The organism is Streptantibioticus ferralitis (assembly GCF_029223525.1).
GTDB lineage: Bacteria > Actinomycetota > Actinomycetes > Streptomycetales > Streptomycetaceae > Streptantibioticus_A > Streptantibioticus_A ferralitis.
In genome coordinates, this window is record NZ_JARHTQ010000020.1 from 67898 (window position 1) to 84968 (window position 17071).

A 17071-nucleotide genomic window follows, 5' to 3' on the forward strand; every position below is an offset into this window, starting at 1 on the left:
GGCCGCGTGTTTTCACCGCGCCGTCAGCTCAGTTGATGTTGCAGACCTCGTCCAGGGTGCAGTTCTCGAAGCCGGTGCGTACGAAATACTCGTCGTTGTCCAACAATCGCATGGCGGTGGTGAACCGTCCGAGATCGCCGCCGGCAGCGGTGTTTTGGGTGGTGGTGACGGCCGCCCGGCCGCAGATTTCCTGCCACGTCGGGTATGGGTAGCTCGGGTCGAGGTTGAGGGTGTAGGTGCCGTCGGGGTTCTTTGTCGCGTACATCTGCACGCACGCGTTGCCAGAGGTGAGGGTCATACCTCCGCTTTCCCGGGACTTCGCGAAGGGATACTCGTCACAGCTCTTGCCGATCGCGGTCGACGGCGGGTTGAAGGTGCTGTCGCAGACGATCTTGCGGTTGTTTTTCGCTGTGGTGTCGTCCGCGAGGCGGTGAAGCGGCTTGTTGTACTTCTTGCTGCCCGGGTGCGAGGCCAGCTTCTCCGCCATCACCCAGTAGTAGGCCGCTGCCGCCGGGTACTTGTCGGTGTTCAGGAACAGCGTCGGAGTAGCCGTCGGGAAGATACACCCGGTGTTCCCGCCGACTTGGTTGTCGCAGCGGATGTTGTACGCCTGGTCCCTCCAACTGTTGTTGGCCGTGGTCGACGTGCCGGGCGCGCTCCAGGTGGTGTCCCAGGTGAATCCGAGTGTCGACTGACCGTTGGAGACGGTGTTCCAACTGAAGGTATCGGTGCGCGCAGCGGTGTGTGCGTCGCCGTTGGTCCACGTCGTTGCGCCACTCCATGCGCCGAGGTTCGTGTTCGTGCAGTCGGCCGTCGCCCAGCAGGTGTCGAGATAGGAGTCCAGCGTCGCTTCGGGGACGCCTGTCAGGTCAGGCAGGGAGAATTCGGTCCACACCGAGAAGTTGTTCGAGGTGGGGGTGAGCAGGATCTCCTGAACGATCTTGACGTTCCCTCCGCCGATCACCTCCCCGTTCTTGAGCACGTTCAGCGCGTAGCCGCCGCGTATGCAGCCTTGGGTGCGCGTGTACTGGTACTTGGATCCCGGGGCCGTCTTGCACCACGGAACCGGCTCGGAAGCGGCCCCAGCCGCGTGGGGTTTCACCTTCGGCTTGGCCCCGCCGGACGGCTGGCTCTGGAAGGGCCCGATGCATATCTGCTGGCCGGACTTGTCGGGCGCCGAACACTTCGCCGCCGTCTGCTTGGCCTTGTCGGCACCGAGGGTGGCCTTCATCGCGGTAGTGACGTTCTTGGCGGTGTCGGCGTTTACCGGCGCCGGAGCGGTGTCCGGAGTCTGGGCAGCAACTTCGTCGATATCCGGCAGGTTCGGGTTCTCCGCCGGGAAGTCGACGCGTGGCATGCCGCTGAAGTCACCGGGAACGAACGCCATCGCATCCCATGCCACATCCAGGTCGCCGGTGCCGCCGGGCGTGTCGTTGGCCAACTGCACCTCCGGGATCGAGTTGTTGAACCGGTACGCCCCCAGTGACACCCATGCGTTCGCCTCGTAAAGCCCCTGGTCGATCGTTTTGTGATACGTCCCGAACGGCGTGATGATCGAGTAGACGACGTCGTGGGCCTGCGCCCCGGTGTCGGGGATGTGTGCCCAGATCTGGCCCTGACCGCCGGACAGCGGGGCGTTCAGCTTCCAGTCGCCCAACACCAACATGGGGCCCCCGTCGCCTCCCAAGTGGTCGGCGTTACGGGCATGCGCGTACCAGAAGTGCCCCTGCCAGCCACCCCCTACTTGGTGAAGGTCGCCCTTCCCCTCGTATTTGCCGTCGCTGTCCGGGGCGAAGGTGAACTGGAACGTTCCGTTCGATGTGGTCTTCCCGCAACTGGACCACGTATCGACCCCCGCTGGCGCGGAATCGACCACCGACGCGTTCGCCGGCGCGTTCGCGCAGTCCGGCGTGCCGTGCTGGAGCCGGTAGCCCCGGCCCGGCTCGTTGATAAACGTCGTGTACTTGATCGCCTCATGACCGCACGACGTGGCGCAGTCGGGTTTCCATGTGGCGTTGGGCTGGCTCCACCAGTGCAGGATGTCGCAGCCGTCGATGTGCTGCGTCTCGCACGGCGGCGGGTTAGAGACATCACAGGCGTTGCTGGCGTTACAGAAGGTGTCCAGCGGGGGTTTGATCGCTGAGCGTTCGGCGTCACTGTTCCACCATGCGGGCCGGAATCCGGCGGAGCTGAAACCGGATTCTCCGGGCCAGTCCTGCCGCCCGGAGGTGGAGTAGGAGAAACCGGTGTCGATGGACCAGGCGGCCCAGCCCATCACCTTCTCCTCGTACGGCCAGTCCTGCGGGTGCGCGGCGTCATGGTTGGCCTTCGGATCCAAAGTGGTGTCCATGAACGCCAGCCGGGAGGGCGGGTAGATCGGATTGGCGGGGTTGTTGTACCAGCCGAGCCCCCAGGGGTCGTTGCTGTGCGGCGTAGGAGGGTTGAAGCCGAGGTTGTAGTTCCACACGGCGGTGAACCAGTTCTCCGGCCGCGACGGGTCATCGTTGTTCACGGCGATCGTCTGACCGGCTTTGTGCAGCTCGTTCCACTTGGCCGCGAGGATCTGGAGGGAGGCGGCGATGTTGGTCGCGTAGTCGAGCCCGATGGCCTTTTGCTCATCGGCCGGTAGCGCGGTCTCTCCAGGCTTTTCGTGACCGGCCATGCGCATGCCGTCGGTGACCTGTCCGACCCCGTAGCCGCAGTCGGATTTGGTCCAGTCGATCTTCCAGTAGTCCGACGGGTTGCTGCCCTTGTGGCCGTAGAAACCGGCCAGAGCAGCGAGGGGGTTGCCCATCTGGCCGGGGATCGATCCGGACTCGGCCTGCCACAGGTTCGACTCCTGCGCGAGGATGCCCAGCTCGATCTGTGCCGGGATCCGGCCGCCGCCAGCCAGTGTCGGCGGCGGGAACATCGTCTGCGGGTCGATCGTGGCCATACCGGTCTGGGACCGCCAGTCACCTTGGGTGAGGTAGCTGGAGTGCAGATCCCCGCGAATGGCCAAGTCCACGGCCCATTCCACCTGGTTCGGGGTGGGCTGGAGCGCCTGCTGATGGATGTCGTTGCGGGGAACCGAGCACCAACGGTCCTCATCCACCGGATCGTTGGCGTTGCCGGAGGCTGCCGCTGCCGTCTTGGGCTTCACGGCACTGGGCGTCCCGGCAAGCTCCGGGGAGACCTGGCCGCCGCCCACCTTGCCCGGGGCCTTGAGGCTCTGGGACGTCGCCGTGCCGCTGCTGGTCGCTGTCGCCGTGATCGTCAGGTCGTGGCTGATGTTCTTCCCGCGCGGTGCGCGCGGCGGAGTCTGGGACTCGGTGAAGCCGCGTCCGGCACCGCTTATGTTCGCCAAGCCAGCTTCCGCCGCGGGGGAGATGACCGGATCGACCACCATGCTGCCGCCAGTGGACACATCGCCGTCGGGGTTGCCGTCGATCGCGGTGACCGCACTCCTGGCAAGGCGCGTAGCCGTCGCGTCACGGCCGACGAGGAACACCCGGCCGCCGCCCGACTGCTTCAGTGTCAAGTCGCCGAGCTTTCCCGACGCTAGCCCCGCGGCATGATGCCCATCCCAGACCTTCACCTGCGCGCTGCTGCTGCCGTGCCGGTCGAGGAACGCCACCGTATTGGCGCCGGTCGCTTGAATGTCGAATGGCGTCTTGCTCGTCGCCGCCAGATCCTTCACATGCCCGGCATGGTCGACGCGGACCAAGCGGTTCCCGACACCGGCGACCACGCCATCCGGCGTCGGCACAGCGGAGGTGACCTCGCCGCCCACCGTCGTGTCCGCCACCGCCTTACCGGAGGTGTCGACAGTCACCAGATGCGTCTTGTTGTCACGGAACGCCGTGAACGCCGCCGTATGCGTCGCCGGGTTACAGGACGGGTCGAAGTACGCCAGCGACGCCGTCAGTGGCATCTTGGTGACCTGGCCGGTAGTCAGGTTCACGATCGCGGTGAACGCGCCGCCGGTCATCAGGTCCTGCCGGTTGGTGAACGTGCGTGGCGCATAGACGACGGCGGCATGGTCGTGGTCGATGACGCACTGGTTGCCGATCCACGTATCGGCGGGCATCCCCGGCTCGCTCAGGACGGCTGCGGTCTTCCAGGCATAGGCGTTCTTGCCGTCGGCGACCAGCAGGTGCAGGCCGTCACTGTCGGCGGCTGACGTCACCGCCTGCTCGGTGGAACTGCGCCATCTCTTGCCGAGAGTCTTGTCCGGGTCCTTCACCGCTCCCGTGATCTGGGTCTGGGAAGGCTGGGTGGGTTTCGCTGTTGATGGCTGGGCTTGTATCAGCCCGGCGAGAGTCGCGGTAGCGGCGATTGCCGCTACCGCGCTTACTCTGTGGCCGTTTAACACGCGGCTCCTTTAGTCGTAATAGCTCTGGCTGAAGGCGATGATGCTCACTACCGGGTGCTGCGGCACTGCTGCATGGCTGCGGTCGATCAGCAGGCCGGCATCGCGGGCGTCGTCGCTGGGCAGGATGCCGACGTAGCTGCGCTTCATCAGCGCCTCGTAGCCGCCCGGACCGGTCACCCGCAGCGTGATCTCGAACGACAACTGCCGCTTGGACCGGTTGGGGATATCGATCGCCGTGTACACGCCGGCAGAGTTCGGCGTCGCCCGCACCTTCACATCCCCGAAAGTGAACACAGTGGTGTCACCCTCATGCTGCGGCGCACGCGTCGGGGAGGCCGCGACATCAGTCGGAGAGGATGTGGGAGTCGGTGTGCTCGACGGCGAAGGCGCCGTTTCAACAGCAGGCGCGGACGGTCTCCACGTCGACCCGTACGGGCCCGAGGAGAGCTGCGGCTTCGCATCACCGCCCGTCAACGCGCTACACCCGGACACGGCGGCAGCCGTCACCGCCAAAGCGGTGCCGGTCACCAAAAGGGCCACGGCCCGTCGTGAGGGGATCTCAGTCACAAGCACCGACCGTCTGATCGTTGTCGACCACCACAGCCCCGTTCGGCGCCTTCATGTAGGAGTAGACGGTGCCGCAGTAGCCCTTGCTCTGGTACACCGGTCCCGCGTATGAGCTGAAGGTGCCGAAGTTCCGTACCGGGCCGATCGAGGTGTAGTTCGTGCTCAGGCGCACCCCCATGTAGTGGGCGGATCCGGTGTCGTTGAAGAACACCGCGCAGATCGGCCTGTCCTCGTAGTTCGGACCCGTCGTGTTCCCGTTCGTCCAGGTGTAGGTGGTGCCCCAAGTGCCGTAGCGCCACGCCCCCGTGGAGATCGTGTACCCCGCACCGCACACGTTCGCGGATGCCGCTGCTAACTGGGCGTTCGCTGTAAGGATCTTGGCCGTCCCGGCTTTTGCGTGCCGGTCGACGTTGAACCCCGCCGCCTTCACCGTCTGAAGCGGCGCGTCGGTCTTCACCGACGGCAGATCGGCCGCAGACGCAGTCGGTATCGCCGCTACAGCGCTGAGCAGAGCAGCAGCGACGACACCGAGACGCAGAGACGTCTTCACATGAACCCCTCCCGTTTTCTTCAGTTTTCTACCCCGACGATGCTATCTGATCATGTGTAAATATTCGCGCGAATAAAGGAGCGTAGAGAACATGCCAGACAAAAGAGAAAAGGGCTGCTTATTACTCGGCAATATGAGGTACGGGATGCGGTTGTTGACCACCACAGCAAGCTGGGTGAGGGCGTGGCTCTGCCGCCTGCCCGACATGCCCGGTAAGTCGGCGGTGTCCCAGGAGGAGATACTGCCGGACGCGCCACTGCCTGGTTTCGAGCCGGAGTTGGCGCTGCCGCACAAGGGCTGGCAGGCCACACCTACCTGGCAGGTGGGGACCTGCAAGAGCCGCTCGTTCCTCGATTAACCAGGTAGAGGGGTGGTTGGCTGAACTGGAACGACACTGACTCGAACGCGGCACCTTGACAACGAGTTTGGCCGCCCCAACAGAATGGGAAGCTCAGCCTGCCGAAGCGAGAACCAACGGAAGCACCTGTTCGCTTCCCGCCTGGCGGAGCAGGCGAGCAGCGACTGCGAGGGTCCAGCCGGAATCGGTGTAATCGTCCACGAGCAGGACAGGGCCTGGAGAGCGCGCCAGGGCACCAGCCAGCTCCTCGGAGACGGTGAAGGTGCCGGACAACGCCTTGAGACGTTGAGCGGAGTTGCTGCGCCGTGCCGCGTGCACGCCGCTCGGCCTGGTGTACGTCAGTGTGCCCAGGAAGGGGAGGCGGCCGATGGTTGCAATGCCCTCTGCGAGGGAACCCACCAGCTGCGGGCGCGCCAAGGATGGCACAGCGACGACTCCCACCGGCCGGGCAGCGGCGTCCGGAACATTCGACGCCCAGCCCCCCGGAGAGCGCGCCCAGTCGGCGAGGACCACCACCGCAGCCCGCAGGACATCGTCGGGGACCGGCCCATCGGGCGCGTTCTCAGCCAGCAGCGGGCGCAGCCGGTTGCCCCAGCCGATATCCGAGAGCCGCCCCAAGGCGCGCCCGGTGGAGCACTGCTGTTTGGCCGGGATACGGCCCTTGAGGTCGATGCCCAGTGCGGGCATCCCCGTCGGCCACATCCGACGCGGCTCAACTTCCACCCCCGGGCGATCCAGTTCCTTTGCCGCTCCGGTCAGCGACTCCGCCGAAACGGAGGAATCGGCCCAGGCCCCTGCACAGTTGTCGCAACGGCCGCACGGGGTCGCCCCCTCGTCGTCCAGTTGTCGGCGCAGGAACTCCATCCGGCACTGGGACGTGCTCACGTAATCTCGCATAGCCTGCTGCTCGGCCGCCCGCTGCCGAGCGACCCAGGAGTACCGCTCGGAGTCGTAGACCCACTGCTCGCCGGTGGAGATCCAGCCGCCCTTCACCCGTTTGACCGCCCCGTCCACGTCGAGCACCTTGAGCATCGTCTCCAGACGGGTGCGCCGCAGGTCGACCACAGCCTCCAGGGCTGGCACGGACAGCGACCGTCCCGCATCCGCGAGGGCCGAGAGGGTCTGGCGGACCTGCGCCTCGGGTGGGAAGGCGGTATCGGCGAAGTAGCGCCAGATGGCCTCGTCCTCCTTGCCCGGCAGCAGCAGGACATCGGCGTGGGCCACGCCGCGCCCGGCGCGGCCGACCTGCTGGTAGTAGGCGATGGGCGAGGACGGCGAGCCGAGATGGAGCACGAAGCCCAGGTCCGGCTTGTCGAAGCCCATGCCCAGCGCCGACGTCGCGACCAGCGCCTTGACCCGGTTCTCCAGCAGGTCGGCCTCGGCCTGCTGCCGATCAGCGTTCTCCGTGCGCCCCGTGTAGGAGGCGACCTGGAAGCCGCGCTGCCGCAGGTAGGCGGTGGCCTCCTCGGCCGCGGCCACCGTCAGCGTGTAGATGATCCCGGAACCCGGCAGCTCGTCCAGGTGCTCGGCGAGCCAGGCCAGGCGGTGCGCGGCGTCCGGCAGCTGGACCACACCCAGCCGCAGGCTCTCCCTCTCCAGCGGGCCGCGCAGCACCAGGGCCTGGCCGGCACCGGTACCAAGCTGCTCGGCCACATCCGCAGTGACCCGCGCGTTGGCGGTCGCGGTGGTGGCCAGCACCGGCACGCCGGGGGCAAGCTCGGCCAGCATCGCCCGCAGCCTGCGGTAGTCAGGGCGGAAGTCGTGTCCCCAGTCGGAAATGCAGTGCGCCTCGTCCACCACCAGCAGACCGGTCGTGGCCGCGAGCTTGGGTAGCACTTGATCGCGAAAATCCACAGAATTAAGACGTTCCGGACTTACAAGGAGAACATCGGTCTCGCCGCGCTCGACCTCCTCATAAATGGTGTCCCACTCCTCCGGATTGGCCGAGTTAATCGTCCGCGCCCGGATACCGGCCCGCGCCGCCGACTCGACCTGGTTACGCATCAGCGCCAGCAACGGCGAAACGATCACCGTCGGGCCGGAGCCACGACGGCGCAGCAGAGCGGTGGCAACGAAGTACACCGCCGACTTACCCCAGCCGGTGCGCTGCACCACCAGGGCACGCCGACGCTCCTCCACCAAAGCCGCCACCGCCTGCCACTGGTCCTCCCGCAACCGCGCCGAACCCCCCGGTTCACCGACGAGCTCAGCAAGGATGGCATCGGCTTCAGTGCGGAGCTCCAGATGGTCCATGCCCCCATGCAACCCGATGGCAAGGACGACGGCCAATTCACTCAGCGTGACAACCGGCTCACGAAGGGTCCACCCGTCACGCACAGGCCGGGGATGGCCAGGACCGAGCGCTCAGCCGCGACCATCCCCGATCGGCATGTTTGCGCAGGTCACGGCTCCAACTCCGCCTGGAATTTGAATGCCTTCCCAGTTCCGTAGCCCCGAGCGGCTGAACAACCCCGATTTCCGGGACGACGTACTACCCAAACTGGCGGCGACCACCGGCCTGTTGGTCGTGGACGAGGCACACTGCATCTCCGACTGGGGCCATGACTTCCGGCCGGACTACCGCCGACTGCGGACCATGCTCGCGGAACTCCCACCCGGCACACCGGTGTTGGCCACCACGGCGACCGCCAACGCCCGAGTGACCGCCGACGTGGCCGAGCAGTTGGGCACCGGAAGCCATCCGGACCAGGGCGGAGGCGCCCTCGTACTCCGCGGCCCGCTGGACCGGGAAAGCCTGGCGCTCGCAGTACTTCGGCTGCCAGACGCCGCACACCGGTTGGCATGGCTCGCCGATCACCTGAACGCGCTGCCCGGCTCGGGGATCATCTACACGCTCACCGTCGCGGCAGCCGAAGAAGTCACCGCCTTCCTGCGGCAGCGCGGGTACGCCGTCGCCTCCTACTCGGGGAAGACCGAGGACGCCGACCGGCGAACGGCGGAGGCCGACCTCCTGGCCAACCGGGTCAAGGCACTGGTGGCCACCTCCGCACTCGGCATGGGCTTCGACAAACCCGACCTCGGCTTCGTGGTGCACATCGGCTCTCCGTCCTCCCCCATCGCCTACTACCAGCAGGTGGGGCGGGCCGGTCGCGGAGTGGACCACGCCGAGGTGCTGCTGCTGCCCGGCCGCGAAGACGAAGCGATCTGGCGGTACTTCGCCTCGCTCGCATTCCCCGGTGAGGAACAGGTGCACCGCACCCTCCAGGTACTCACCGACGCGGACCGACCCGTATCGCTCCCGGCTCTGGAAGCCCGGGTCGACCTTCGCCGCTCCCGCTTGGAGACGATGCTCAAGGTCCTGGACGTGGACGGCGCGGTACGGCGGGTACGCGGCGGCTGGACGGCCACCGGGCAGCCATGGACATACGACGCCGAGCGGTACTCATGGGTGGCCCGCCAGCGCGAGGCCGAACAACAAGCGATGCGCGGCTACGCGGCCACCACGAACTGCCGAATGGAGTACCTGAGACGACAGCTTGACGACGAAGCAGCCGAACCATGCGGCCGCTGCGACAACTGCGCCGGGGCCCGATTCCCCGAGCAGGTCTCCCCCGACACGCTGGACGCCGCTCGAGCCGCACTGGGCAGGCCCGGCGTCCAACTGGAGCCACGCCGCATGTGGCCGACCGGAATGCCCGCGGTCGGCGTCGACCTCAAGGGGCGTATTCCGGCCACTGAACAGGCCTCAAGCGGCCGAGCCCTCGGCAGACTCTCGGACATCGGCTGGGGCAACCGGCTGCGCCCCCTGTTCGCCGACGGAGCCCCCGACGCCCCGGTGCCCGCGGACGCCGTGGAGGCGGTGGTACGGGTCCTCGCCGACTGGGCCAAGGGGCCCGACGGTTGGGCGAGCGGCGAACCCGACGCCCCGGCCCGCCCGGTCGGCGTGGTCACCGTGGATTCGCGCACCCGTCCCCAACTGATCGAATCGCTCGGCACCAGGATCGCCGAAATAGGGCGGATGCCCCTGCTCGGCCGCGTCTCCTACCCGGCAGACCGGGCACCCGAGCGCATACCGCGCAGTAACAGCGCTCAGCGACTGCGCGCCCTACACGGCGCGTTCACCGTCCCACCGGAACTGGCTGCGCAAATGACCCGTACCCCGGGGCCCGTACTGCTGGTCGACGACTTCGCCGACACTGGCTGGACCCTGGCCGTCACCGCCCGCCTCCTGCTGCGCTCCGGCGCTCAAGCGGTATTGCCACTGGTCCTGGCCACGCAAGGCTGAGCCGAGGCCGGTCCACAGCGATCGCGGCAGGATCTAACCGGCGGACAGGCGCATACCGGCCGCGTGGCGGCAATTGCTCATTGCCGCACATGCATACGGAGGGAAGAATTGGACCGGACCCCCGGCAGGCTCATCGAGCTCCGAGACCGGCGTACGCCCGTGCCCAGCAACCGAGCGCGCGCACGAAGGGAGGACCATGGCTTTCGGCTTCACTCCGGAAACCGGAGCCGACACTGCCTCCCGGCTGAGTCGGATCCTCGGCCTCGACGAGTGGACGGAATGCGGGATACCGCTACTGCCCAGACCCCGGGAAATCGTCAAAGACCTGTACACCCGTCATCTACCCTCACCATCCACCGCGGTGGTCGCGGTGTTCGCCCCGGACGGGCGAGCGGCCGCCAGCGCCTCCTTCACCCAGCGAGCCGCCAGCATCGACGGGTGGGAGCACCGCAACGCGATCCTCGCCCACCTACGCCGGGTCATACCGCACGACCTGCGCCGTCGCGTCCCCATACAGACCGCGGTACTGCTGGTGTGCAGGGACGGCGCACCCGGCTGGACAGCTGCCGACGGAGCCTGGATGTGGGGCCTGCGCGACGCCTGCACGCTGCACGGGCTGCGCTGCGGGGCGTACATCACGCTCACCCCGGACGGCTGGCAGGTGCTCGGCGACGGACGCAGCGGCCGTTCGCCGCAGGCCGCGTCGTGGTCCGAGCGCTCCGGAAACCCGGCATCGCTGAGCTCGGCCGGTGAGGCACCCCAAGCTGTCCGCCGCCAGGTGGCCCGCTGACCGCGGGCCGACCGCACATCACGACGGGCGGCGCCTCGGTCAGAGCAACGTACGCAGCCGCTCGGGGTCACCGCAGACGACAAGCAACGTTTCCGCTCGGGCCATCGCAGCCGGCAGCGCCTGCGCCGACTCCTCATCGGTGCCGCCGTTCACGGCGAGCACGACCACAGGCCGCTTCACGGCACGTTCGGCAGTGGCCTGCGCATAGAAGACATCACCGGCCTCGTCCTGCTGACGCCAGTAGGAGTCCTCCCCGAACGACAGCTCATGCTGCGCCCAAGGGTGGATCTCGCCAGTGGTCAGCACCAGGATGTCGGCAGGGGCACGCCCGGAGTCCAGCAGGACGTCGACCGCGTCGTCGGCCGCCTCGATGGCGGTGACGTCAGCGGCCGGCACCAACTGGATCTGCGCCGTGCCGTCGGCGGCCCGCGCCGCTGACGAGCCCGCCGAGGCGGACGGCCGGGCGGAGCCGGGATGTCCAGGCGACGGATGCGTACGGGTCGCGCGCGGCGGCGCCGGGCGCGGGCCAGGTCGGGGACCGGGAACCGGGACGGGGCGGGGGGCCTGCGGAGTACGGGTTCCCCCCGCTGCGGCGCGCGGGCCCGGGACACTCTCGTGAATCTGTGGCTCCTCGGGGATGAGAGGCATGGTGAGTTGTCTATCAAATGTGCTGCGCGGACACAGCGGCGGGTAGGTCAGAAGTCGAAACCCAACTGCTCTGCCTCGTCCGCCTCGTCGATAATTTGGCGGACCTTCTTCAGATGACGCCAGCGCGGCAGCGAGTCAAGGTACGCCCAGGACAGTCGGTGGTATGGGGTGGGCCCCCACGCCTCCAGTGCAGCACGGTGCACCGGCGAAGGGTACCCCGCGTTGTCGGCGAAGCCGAACGCGGCGTATTCCATACCGAGTTCAGCCATTCGCGCATCGCGATACACCTTGGCGATCACGGAGGCGGCGGCGACGGAAACACAGGACTGATCACCCTTGATCACCGTCCGCACCTGCCACGGATTGCCGAGGTAATCGTGCTTGCCATCCAGGATGATCGCGTCGGGTACGACCGAAAGACCCTCCAGAGCGCGGACGGCGGCGAGCCGCAACGCCGCGGTCATACCGAGCTCGTCGATCTCCTCGGGCGAGGCATGTCCGAGCGCGTGATCAGTGACCCAGCCGGTGAGTTGCTCGGCCATCACGGTTCGCCGCTTGACGGTGAGCAGCTTGGAATCGGTGAGCCCTTCCGGCGGCCGGCGCAGCCCGGTGACCGCCGCACACGCGGTGACCGGTCCCGCCCACGCACCGCGGCCGACCTCGTCGATCCCGGCGACGATCCGGGCACCGAGAGTGGCGCGCAGCGAGCGTTCGACGCTGTGGGTGGGTGCTTCATACGGCATGGCAATGCCAAGCCTACGCCCCCTCTTCGGCCAGTGAACCAGGGCCATCCCCTAGCCGTTGCACCCAACCCCACCAGCAGCCCTCCGAAACCGCTCGGTGCGGGTGTCCAACAAAGGGAGATTCGAACTCCCCTCACTCAATGGGCAGTTCGGATCACGGCAGGCGAAAGCGAGCGCATGGCGCTGAGAAGCATTGCGCGCGGCGTCGAGCGCGGCCGGGGGCGTGGTCGTCGTAGATCGAGGCGGGTTGTCAGACCTTCGGGGAGTCCGGGTGCACCAGCCAGTCAGGAAGCGGCTCGGTGCGACGCTGCCATTCCGCGGGGGCGGCACCCGCCCGTCGGGAGGCCAGCACGCCGCCGACGATGGCGCACGTGGTGTCGACATCGCCGCCGGCGCGCGCCGTGGTCCACAGCGCCTTCTCGAAGTCATCGAGATTGCGGGCCGCCGCCCACAGGGCGAACGGCACGGTGTCGTGCGCACTGGTGCGCCGCCCGCAGCCCAGAACGGCGGCGACGGTTCCCACATCCGCGTAGTCGAGCATGTCGCGTGCGCGGCGCAGTCCGGCGTGCACGGCGCTGCGCGGCACCAGGTCGATGACGGCGCCGAGCAACTCCGCCGGGGCCTTCGGACCGTCCGGGGAAGCCACCAGCGCCGCGGCAGCCGCCACCGCCATCGCGCCGACTACCGCCTCGCGGTGCTGGTGCGTGGTGTACGCGGAGATCTCCGCCTGATGGGTCGCCTGAACGGGGTCGTCCGCGTACCAAGCGCCGAGCGGGGCGATGCGCATGGCGGCGCCATTGCCCCACGAGCCCTGCCCGTTGAAGACACCAGCCGCCAGTTCCCGCCAGTCGGCACCTTCCTGCCGGATCAGCCGGAGCATGCGGTTCACCGTCGGGCCGTAACCACGGTCGAAATCATGGTGCGCCGCGAACGAGCGCGCAAGGTCGTCCTGGTCGATCCGGCCGTGCAGGACGAGGACGCTGAGGACCGAACAGGCCATCTCCGTGTCGTCGGTCCACTGCCACGGCGCGGGCGGCAACTCGCGGCTTTGCAGAGCCGGGTAGTTGGACGGCACGAAGAACTGCGAGCCCAGCGCGTCGCCGACGGACAGTCCGCGCAGGCTGGCGAGGGCCCGGGCGAAACGCTCGGGCAACAGGGGGTCAACGGTCATGGCGACGGAAACTCTGACATCACCCCTCAACAGGGTCAATCACCGTGTGTGCAATCTCACCGCCGCGATGGGGGGTCGGGCGAAGTGCAGGCGCGGAGCGCTGGGGCCCCCTCCCCCTCCCACCCCTCCCCCCATGCGGCATTGCGTCTTCGGCTTGGCGGCCGCCTCTTCGACATGGCGGCATGGCGGCATCCCCGCGAGGACCCACAGCTCACACGGACCCTCGCGAGAGGTCCGCGCGCCGCACCATGCGGTTTACGAGTCATGATGACTCGTAAAAAATATATGCGAGGCACGATGTCTTGTAAAGTGGTGGGCATGGCAGAGATGGCGGCGCGCGGGAGGCCCCGCAGTGAGACGGCCCGGCGGGCGGTACTGGACGCGGCGCTCCGGCTGTGTCAGCGCGATGGCTACCAGGCGTTGACCATCAAGGGGATCGCGGAGGCCGCGGGCGTGGGGCGGCAGACGGTCTATCGGTGGTGGCCGACGAAGGAAGCGGTACTGCTTGAGGCGCTGCGCGATCTCGTCCATCGGCAGGGTGCGCGGCTTGCGCCTGACACCGGCGACACTCTGGGCGACATACGTACTCTGCTCGACACGACGTTCAGGCTCGCCCGGGAGCTGACCGGCCACGCCCTGGTCGGCCTGATGGCAGAGGCGCAGCACGACCCGGGGCTGTCGGCTCGGCTGCAGGGCACCGTGGTCGGCCCCCGCCGGGCGGCGCTGCACGATGTGCTGGTGCGCGGCGTCGAGCGCGGCGAGCTCAGCGACGACGAGGTCTCGCTCGGCCTCGCCGTCGACTTCGTCTTCGGCACGATGTGGTACCGGCTGATAAGCCATCACGCCCCGGTCGATGACGACTTGGCGCAGCAGCTCACCCATGCGCTGTCGCGGCTGCTGCGGCCCGCCGGGGCCACCGCCGACGGCCTCGCGGCCCCCGGCCGTAAGCGCCGGCTGTAAGCGCTGACGGCGCGGCCGGTCGGCGCAGGCGGTCAGGCTCCGCCCTGCGCCGCCCCGTAACCGCGGTCGCGTAGGGGGGCGGTGGCGAGGAAGTCCTCGAAGCGGCGCTGTCCCACCGCGTGCTCGGGGGTCAGCAGCCCGCCTGCCCGCAGGGCCCCGACGAGCCTGCCGGGGACCGGCACCGTCACCACGGGGCGTCGGCGGCCCTGCGCCCGCAGCAGCGCCCGGACCACGTCGGCGGCGCTGAGGACTTCGGGGCCGCCCATGTCGGGTACGCGTCCGGCTGACTCGCCGACCGCGAGCTGCGCCACCTTGTCCGCGACCTCGCCCACGTCGATGGGCTGGAGCGACACCCCTGAGGGCACAGGGACTGCGGGCAGTCGGGTCAGCTGTTGCGCCACCGCGAGCAGCAGATCGTGGAACTGGGTCGCCCGCTGCACCGTCCAGGGCAGTCCGGAACCCTCGATCTCCTGCTCCACCTGCTGTTTCACCTGGTAGTAGCCGAATGGCACCCGGTCGACCCCGACGATCGACGCGTACAGCACATGCGGGGATCCCGCGGCCCGGGCGGCGGCGATCAGGTGCCGGGCGGCTGGAATGTCGTTCTTCCAGTGCCGGGCGTCGCTCGCGCAGTGCACTACGGCGGCCACCCCGTCCAGCGCGGCGTCGAGCCCGGTACCGGAGGTGAGATCGCCCACCGCCCACTGCGCCTTCTCCGGAACCGTGGTGGGCCGGTCCGTCCTGCGGCTCAGCACCCGCACCTGCCGCCCCTCGTCCAGCAGCCGTCGGACCACCCCGGCTCCGAGAACGCCGGTCCCTCCGGTCACCAGAATCGTGTCCATCTCCGTTCATCCCTCCGTGCGGGCCGGACCACACCGTGCTGGTCGGTCCCGGCCGTTGGTGGATCTCGCAGCAGAGATCTCACGGAAGAGACCGGACAGGCCGCCGGAATGTGACAGCCGCGCCGACGTCTGGCATCCGGTCCGCGTGCTCCCGGCCGTCTCGGCGGCGTGCCGGCGGACGGGTTACGGAGCCGTACGCCGTGCCCACTGCCGGTCGAAGAACTCCAGCTTCCGCGGATTCAGCGCGTTTCGCAGCCCGACGATCCCCTGGTGGCTGAACTCCGGCACCAGCACGCCCAGCGCCCGGGAGCCCAGCCGCGCCACGATCGCCGGCTCGCCGTTCACCTCGGCGATCGCGAGAGCCAGGCCCGGCGGCGACTTCATCACCATCCCGGCGTACAGGCGGGCCACCTTCGACGGGCCGAGTACCGGCCGCCGTGCCGCCGACACCTGCCCGCCGCCGTCCGACCAGGACACCACGTCCTGCGCGAGGAGTTCTTCAAGGCCTGCCAGGTCGCCTTCTCCGGCGGCGCGCAGGAACTCCTCGACCATGCGCCGACGCTGCTCCCACGATGCCTCGAAGCGTGCCTGCGGCTCGCCGACCCGGCTGCGGGCACGGCGCAGCAGTTGGCGGCTGTTGTCCTCGGTCAGTTCGAGGACGTCAGCGATCTGCGCGTGTCCGTAGTCGAACGCCTCGCGCAGGACGAATACCGCGCGCTCCGCTGGAGTCAGGCGTTCCAGTACGACCAGCAGTGCGAGGGACACCGATTCGCGGCGCTCGGCGCTCTCCAGTGGCCCCAATGTGCCGTCCGCGGTCAGCACGGGTTCGGGAAGCCAGGGGCCGATGTACCGTTCGCGCCGCATCCGCGCGGAGTCCAGTACGTTAAGGCAGAGGTTGACCACGGTCTTGACCAGCCAGGCACCGGGTGCGGCGATCGGTTGCCGGTTCGCTCCCTGCCACCTCAGATACGCGTCCTGGACCACGTCCTCGGCTTCCGCGGCGGAGCCCAGCATCCGATAGGCCACCCCGAACAGCCGTGGCCGCTCCCGTTCGAACGCCATGGCCGGTTCGACGACGGCGGAGGGAGGGGTGGACGACTCGTCGGTGGGCGGGGATGCGTCCGCCGCCTCCGCTGCTGCTGTCGCTTCCGCTGGTGAGGGGTTCATACCGTCCATGCCTGGACCACGTCGATGATGTCACCCGCCACCGACACCAGGTCGGCGTCCAGTTCCGCGCGCTCCTCCAGCCTGCCGACGGCCGCCGGGCGGTACTTGCCGCGTTCCGTGGACGAGTCCCACATCGACAGGACCAGGAACTCGCTTCCGGCGCCTTCCGCGAAGATGCCTCTGAGCATGCCCGGCGACCCGGCCATCGCCGGGTTCCACACCTTCTCCTGCATCGTCATGAAGTGGTCCACCTGCTCGGGGCGTACGCGCAGGTGCGCGGCCCGCACCAGGTCCGTGTCCCTGAACTGGGCGCGGAATCCCACTTTCACCTCCTGGCGCTGCTCGAAGAGCCGAACGTCGGCGCGGTCGTAGGTGCCCGCCTGGGCCACGGCTATCGCGTCGTGCGGTCCGGCCATGAACATGTCGTAGAACCTGCGGTTCTCCCAGAAGCAGAAGATATGCGCCTCGTCGGGACGGCTGCGCCCCCAACCGCCCCCTTGCCCTCGGAATCCCGGCTCGCCCAGCAGCCCCGACCACTCACGCTGCCCCCGTTCGAACCCCATCCGGTCCACTACACGGCAGCGACTCCACTTCACCAGCACCGCGCCATCCTATGGCCGCTCGGCACCCGCACCGTGCCCGCGGGGGCTGCCGTCCCCCGTCAACTCCGCTGCC

The 17071-nt window shown here is 68.4% G+C and carries 13 protein-coding genes and 1 pseudogene; 4 read left to right on the forward strand and 10 right to left on the reverse strand.

Translation table 11 applies throughout. The features are described 5' to 3' along the window. Positions 1 to 28: 28 nt before the first annotated feature. The 3 genes from P2L57_RS26350 to P2L57_RS26360 all read right to left on the reverse strand — a co-directional run bounded on the left by P2L57_RS26350 (position 29) and on the right by P2L57_RS26360 (position 5471). Entirely contained in the window at positions 29 to 4225 is a 4197-nt protein-coding gene (locus P2L57_RS26350; RefSeq protein WP_275818568.1) for a NucA/NucB deoxyribonuclease domain-containing protein, read from the reverse strand. Between the two features lie 138 nt (positions 4226 to 4363). Beyond that, positions 4364 to 4648 (reverse strand): hypothetical protein, encoded by a 285-nt coding sequence (locus tag P2L57_RS26355; protein ID WP_275818569.1) that lies wholly within the window; start codon positions 4646 to 4648, stop codon positions 4364 to 4366. 265 nt (positions 4649 to 4913) lie between these two features. Next, the gene (locus tag P2L57_RS26360; RefSeq protein WP_275818570.1) at positions 4914 to 5471 is read right to left on the reverse strand and encodes a hypothetical protein; all 558 of its coding nucleotides are present in this window, start codon (positions 5469 to 5471) and stop codon (positions 4914 to 4916) included. 154 nt (positions 5472 to 5625) lie between these two features. Between P2L57_RS26360 and P2L57_RS26365 the strand changes: the two genes are divergently transcribed. Further along, entirely contained in the window at positions 5626 to 5829 is a 204-nt protein-coding gene (locus P2L57_RS26365; protein WP_275818571.1) for a hypothetical protein, read from the forward strand. A gap of 93 nt (positions 5830 to 5922) precedes the next feature. On the opposite strand, the gene P2L57_RS26370 is transcribed toward P2L57_RS26365, so the two are convergent. Continuing rightward, on the reverse strand, positions 5923 to 8082 hold the full coding sequence (locus P2L57_RS26370) for a RecQ family ATP-dependent DNA helicase (protein ID WP_275818572.1): 2160 nt from the start codon (positions 8080 to 8082) through the stop codon (positions 5923 to 5925). Positions 8083 to 8278: 196 nt separating this feature from the next. Here P2L57_RS26370 and P2L57_RS26375 point away from each other — a divergent pair. After that, positions 8279 to 10075: pseudogene (locus tag P2L57_RS26375) on the forward strand (helicase-related protein); the annotation flags it as partial. Positions 10076 to 10271: 196 nt separating this feature from the next. Then, positions 10272 to 10865: a hypothetical protein gene (locus tag P2L57_RS26380; protein ID WP_275818574.1), complete on the forward strand. Its 594-nt coding sequence runs from the start codon at positions 10272 to 10274 to the stop codon at positions 10863 to 10865. Positions 10866 to 10904: 39 nt separating this feature from the next. Here P2L57_RS26380 and P2L57_RS40345 read toward each other — a convergent pair whose 3' ends face one another. The 3 genes from P2L57_RS40345 to P2L57_RS26395 form a co-directional block, all read right to left on the reverse strand. Next, on the reverse strand, positions 10905 to 11261 hold the full coding sequence (locus P2L57_RS40345) for a hypothetical protein (protein ID WP_308292517.1): 357 nt from the start codon (positions 11259 to 11261) through the stop codon (positions 10905 to 10907). 299 nt (positions 11262 to 11560) lie between these two features. Further along, positions 11561 to 12256 (reverse strand): ribonuclease HII, encoded by a 696-nt coding sequence (gene rnhB / locus P2L57_RS26390; RefSeq protein WP_275818576.1) that lies wholly within the window; start codon positions 12254 to 12256, stop codon positions 11561 to 11563. 250 nt (positions 12257 to 12506) lie between these two features. Further along, complete coding sequence (locus P2L57_RS26395) at positions 12507 to 13427, reverse strand: ADP-ribosylglycohydrolase family protein (protein ID WP_275818577.1); 921 nt, start codon at positions 13425 to 13427, stop codon at positions 12507 to 12509. Between the two features lie 318 nt (positions 13428 to 13745). Here P2L57_RS26395 and P2L57_RS26400 point away from each other — a divergent pair, with 318 nt between their 5' ends. Beyond that, positions 13746 to 14387 (forward strand): TetR/AcrR family transcriptional regulator, encoded by a 642-nt coding sequence (locus P2L57_RS26400; RefSeq protein ID WP_275818578.1) that lies wholly within the window; start codon positions 13746 to 13748, stop codon positions 14385 to 14387. A gap of 32 nt (positions 14388 to 14419) precedes the next feature. On the opposite strand, the gene P2L57_RS26405 is transcribed toward P2L57_RS26400, so the two are convergent. The 3 genes from P2L57_RS26405 to P2L57_RS26415 all read right to left on the reverse strand — a co-directional run bounded on the left by P2L57_RS26405 (position 14420) and on the right by P2L57_RS26415 (position 16998). Beyond that, positions 14420 to 15229: an SDR family oxidoreductase gene (locus P2L57_RS26405; protein ID WP_275818579.1), complete on the reverse strand. Its 810-nt coding sequence runs from the start codon at positions 15227 to 15229 to the stop codon at positions 14420 to 14422. Positions 15230 to 15412: 183 nt separating this feature from the next. Continuing rightward, on the reverse strand, positions 15413 to 16405 hold the full coding sequence (locus P2L57_RS26410; RefSeq protein ID WP_275818580.1) for an RNA polymerase sigma-70 factor: 993 nt from the start codon (positions 16403 to 16405) through the stop codon (positions 15413 to 15415). After that, a complete protein-coding gene (locus P2L57_RS26415) occupies positions 16393 to 16998 on the reverse strand; it encodes a DUF4937 domain-containing protein (protein WP_275818581.1) in 606 nt (201 codons plus the stop codon). Before P2L57_RS26415 ends, P2L57_RS26410 begins: the two co-directional genes overlap by 13 nt. Positions 16999 to 17071: the final 73 nt, after the last annotated feature.

Excerpts from the sequence above, each read along its gene's own strand:
- P2L57_RS26380 (WP_275818574.1), top strand. The coding sequence starts at position 10,272 with ATGGCTTTCGGCTTCACTCCGGAAACCGGAGCCGACACTGCCTCCCGG.
- P2L57_RS26405 (WP_275818579.1), bottom strand. The coding sequence starts at position 15,229 with ATGGACACGATTCTGGTGACCGGAGGGACCGGCGTTCTCGGAGCCGGG.
- rnhB (WP_275818576.1), bottom strand. The coding sequence starts at position 12,256 with ATGCCGTATGAAGCACCCACCCACAGCGTCGAACGCTCGCTGCGCGCC.
- P2L57_RS26370 (WP_275818572.1), bottom strand. The coding sequence starts at position 8,082 with ATGGACCATCTGGAGCTCCGCACTGAAGCCGATGCCATCCTTGCTGAG.
- P2L57_RS26400 (WP_275818578.1), top strand. The coding sequence starts at position 13,746 with ATGGCAGAGATGGCGGCGCGCGGGAGGCCCCGCAGTGAGACGGCCCGG.
- P2L57_RS26410 (WP_275818580.1), bottom strand. The coding sequence starts at position 16,405 with ATGGACGGTATGAACCCCTCACCAGCGGAAGCGACAGCAGCAGCGGAG.
- P2L57_RS26395 (WP_275818577.1), bottom strand. The coding sequence starts at position 13,427 with ATGACCGTTGACCCCCTGTTGCCCGAGCGTTTCGCCCGGGCCCTCGCC.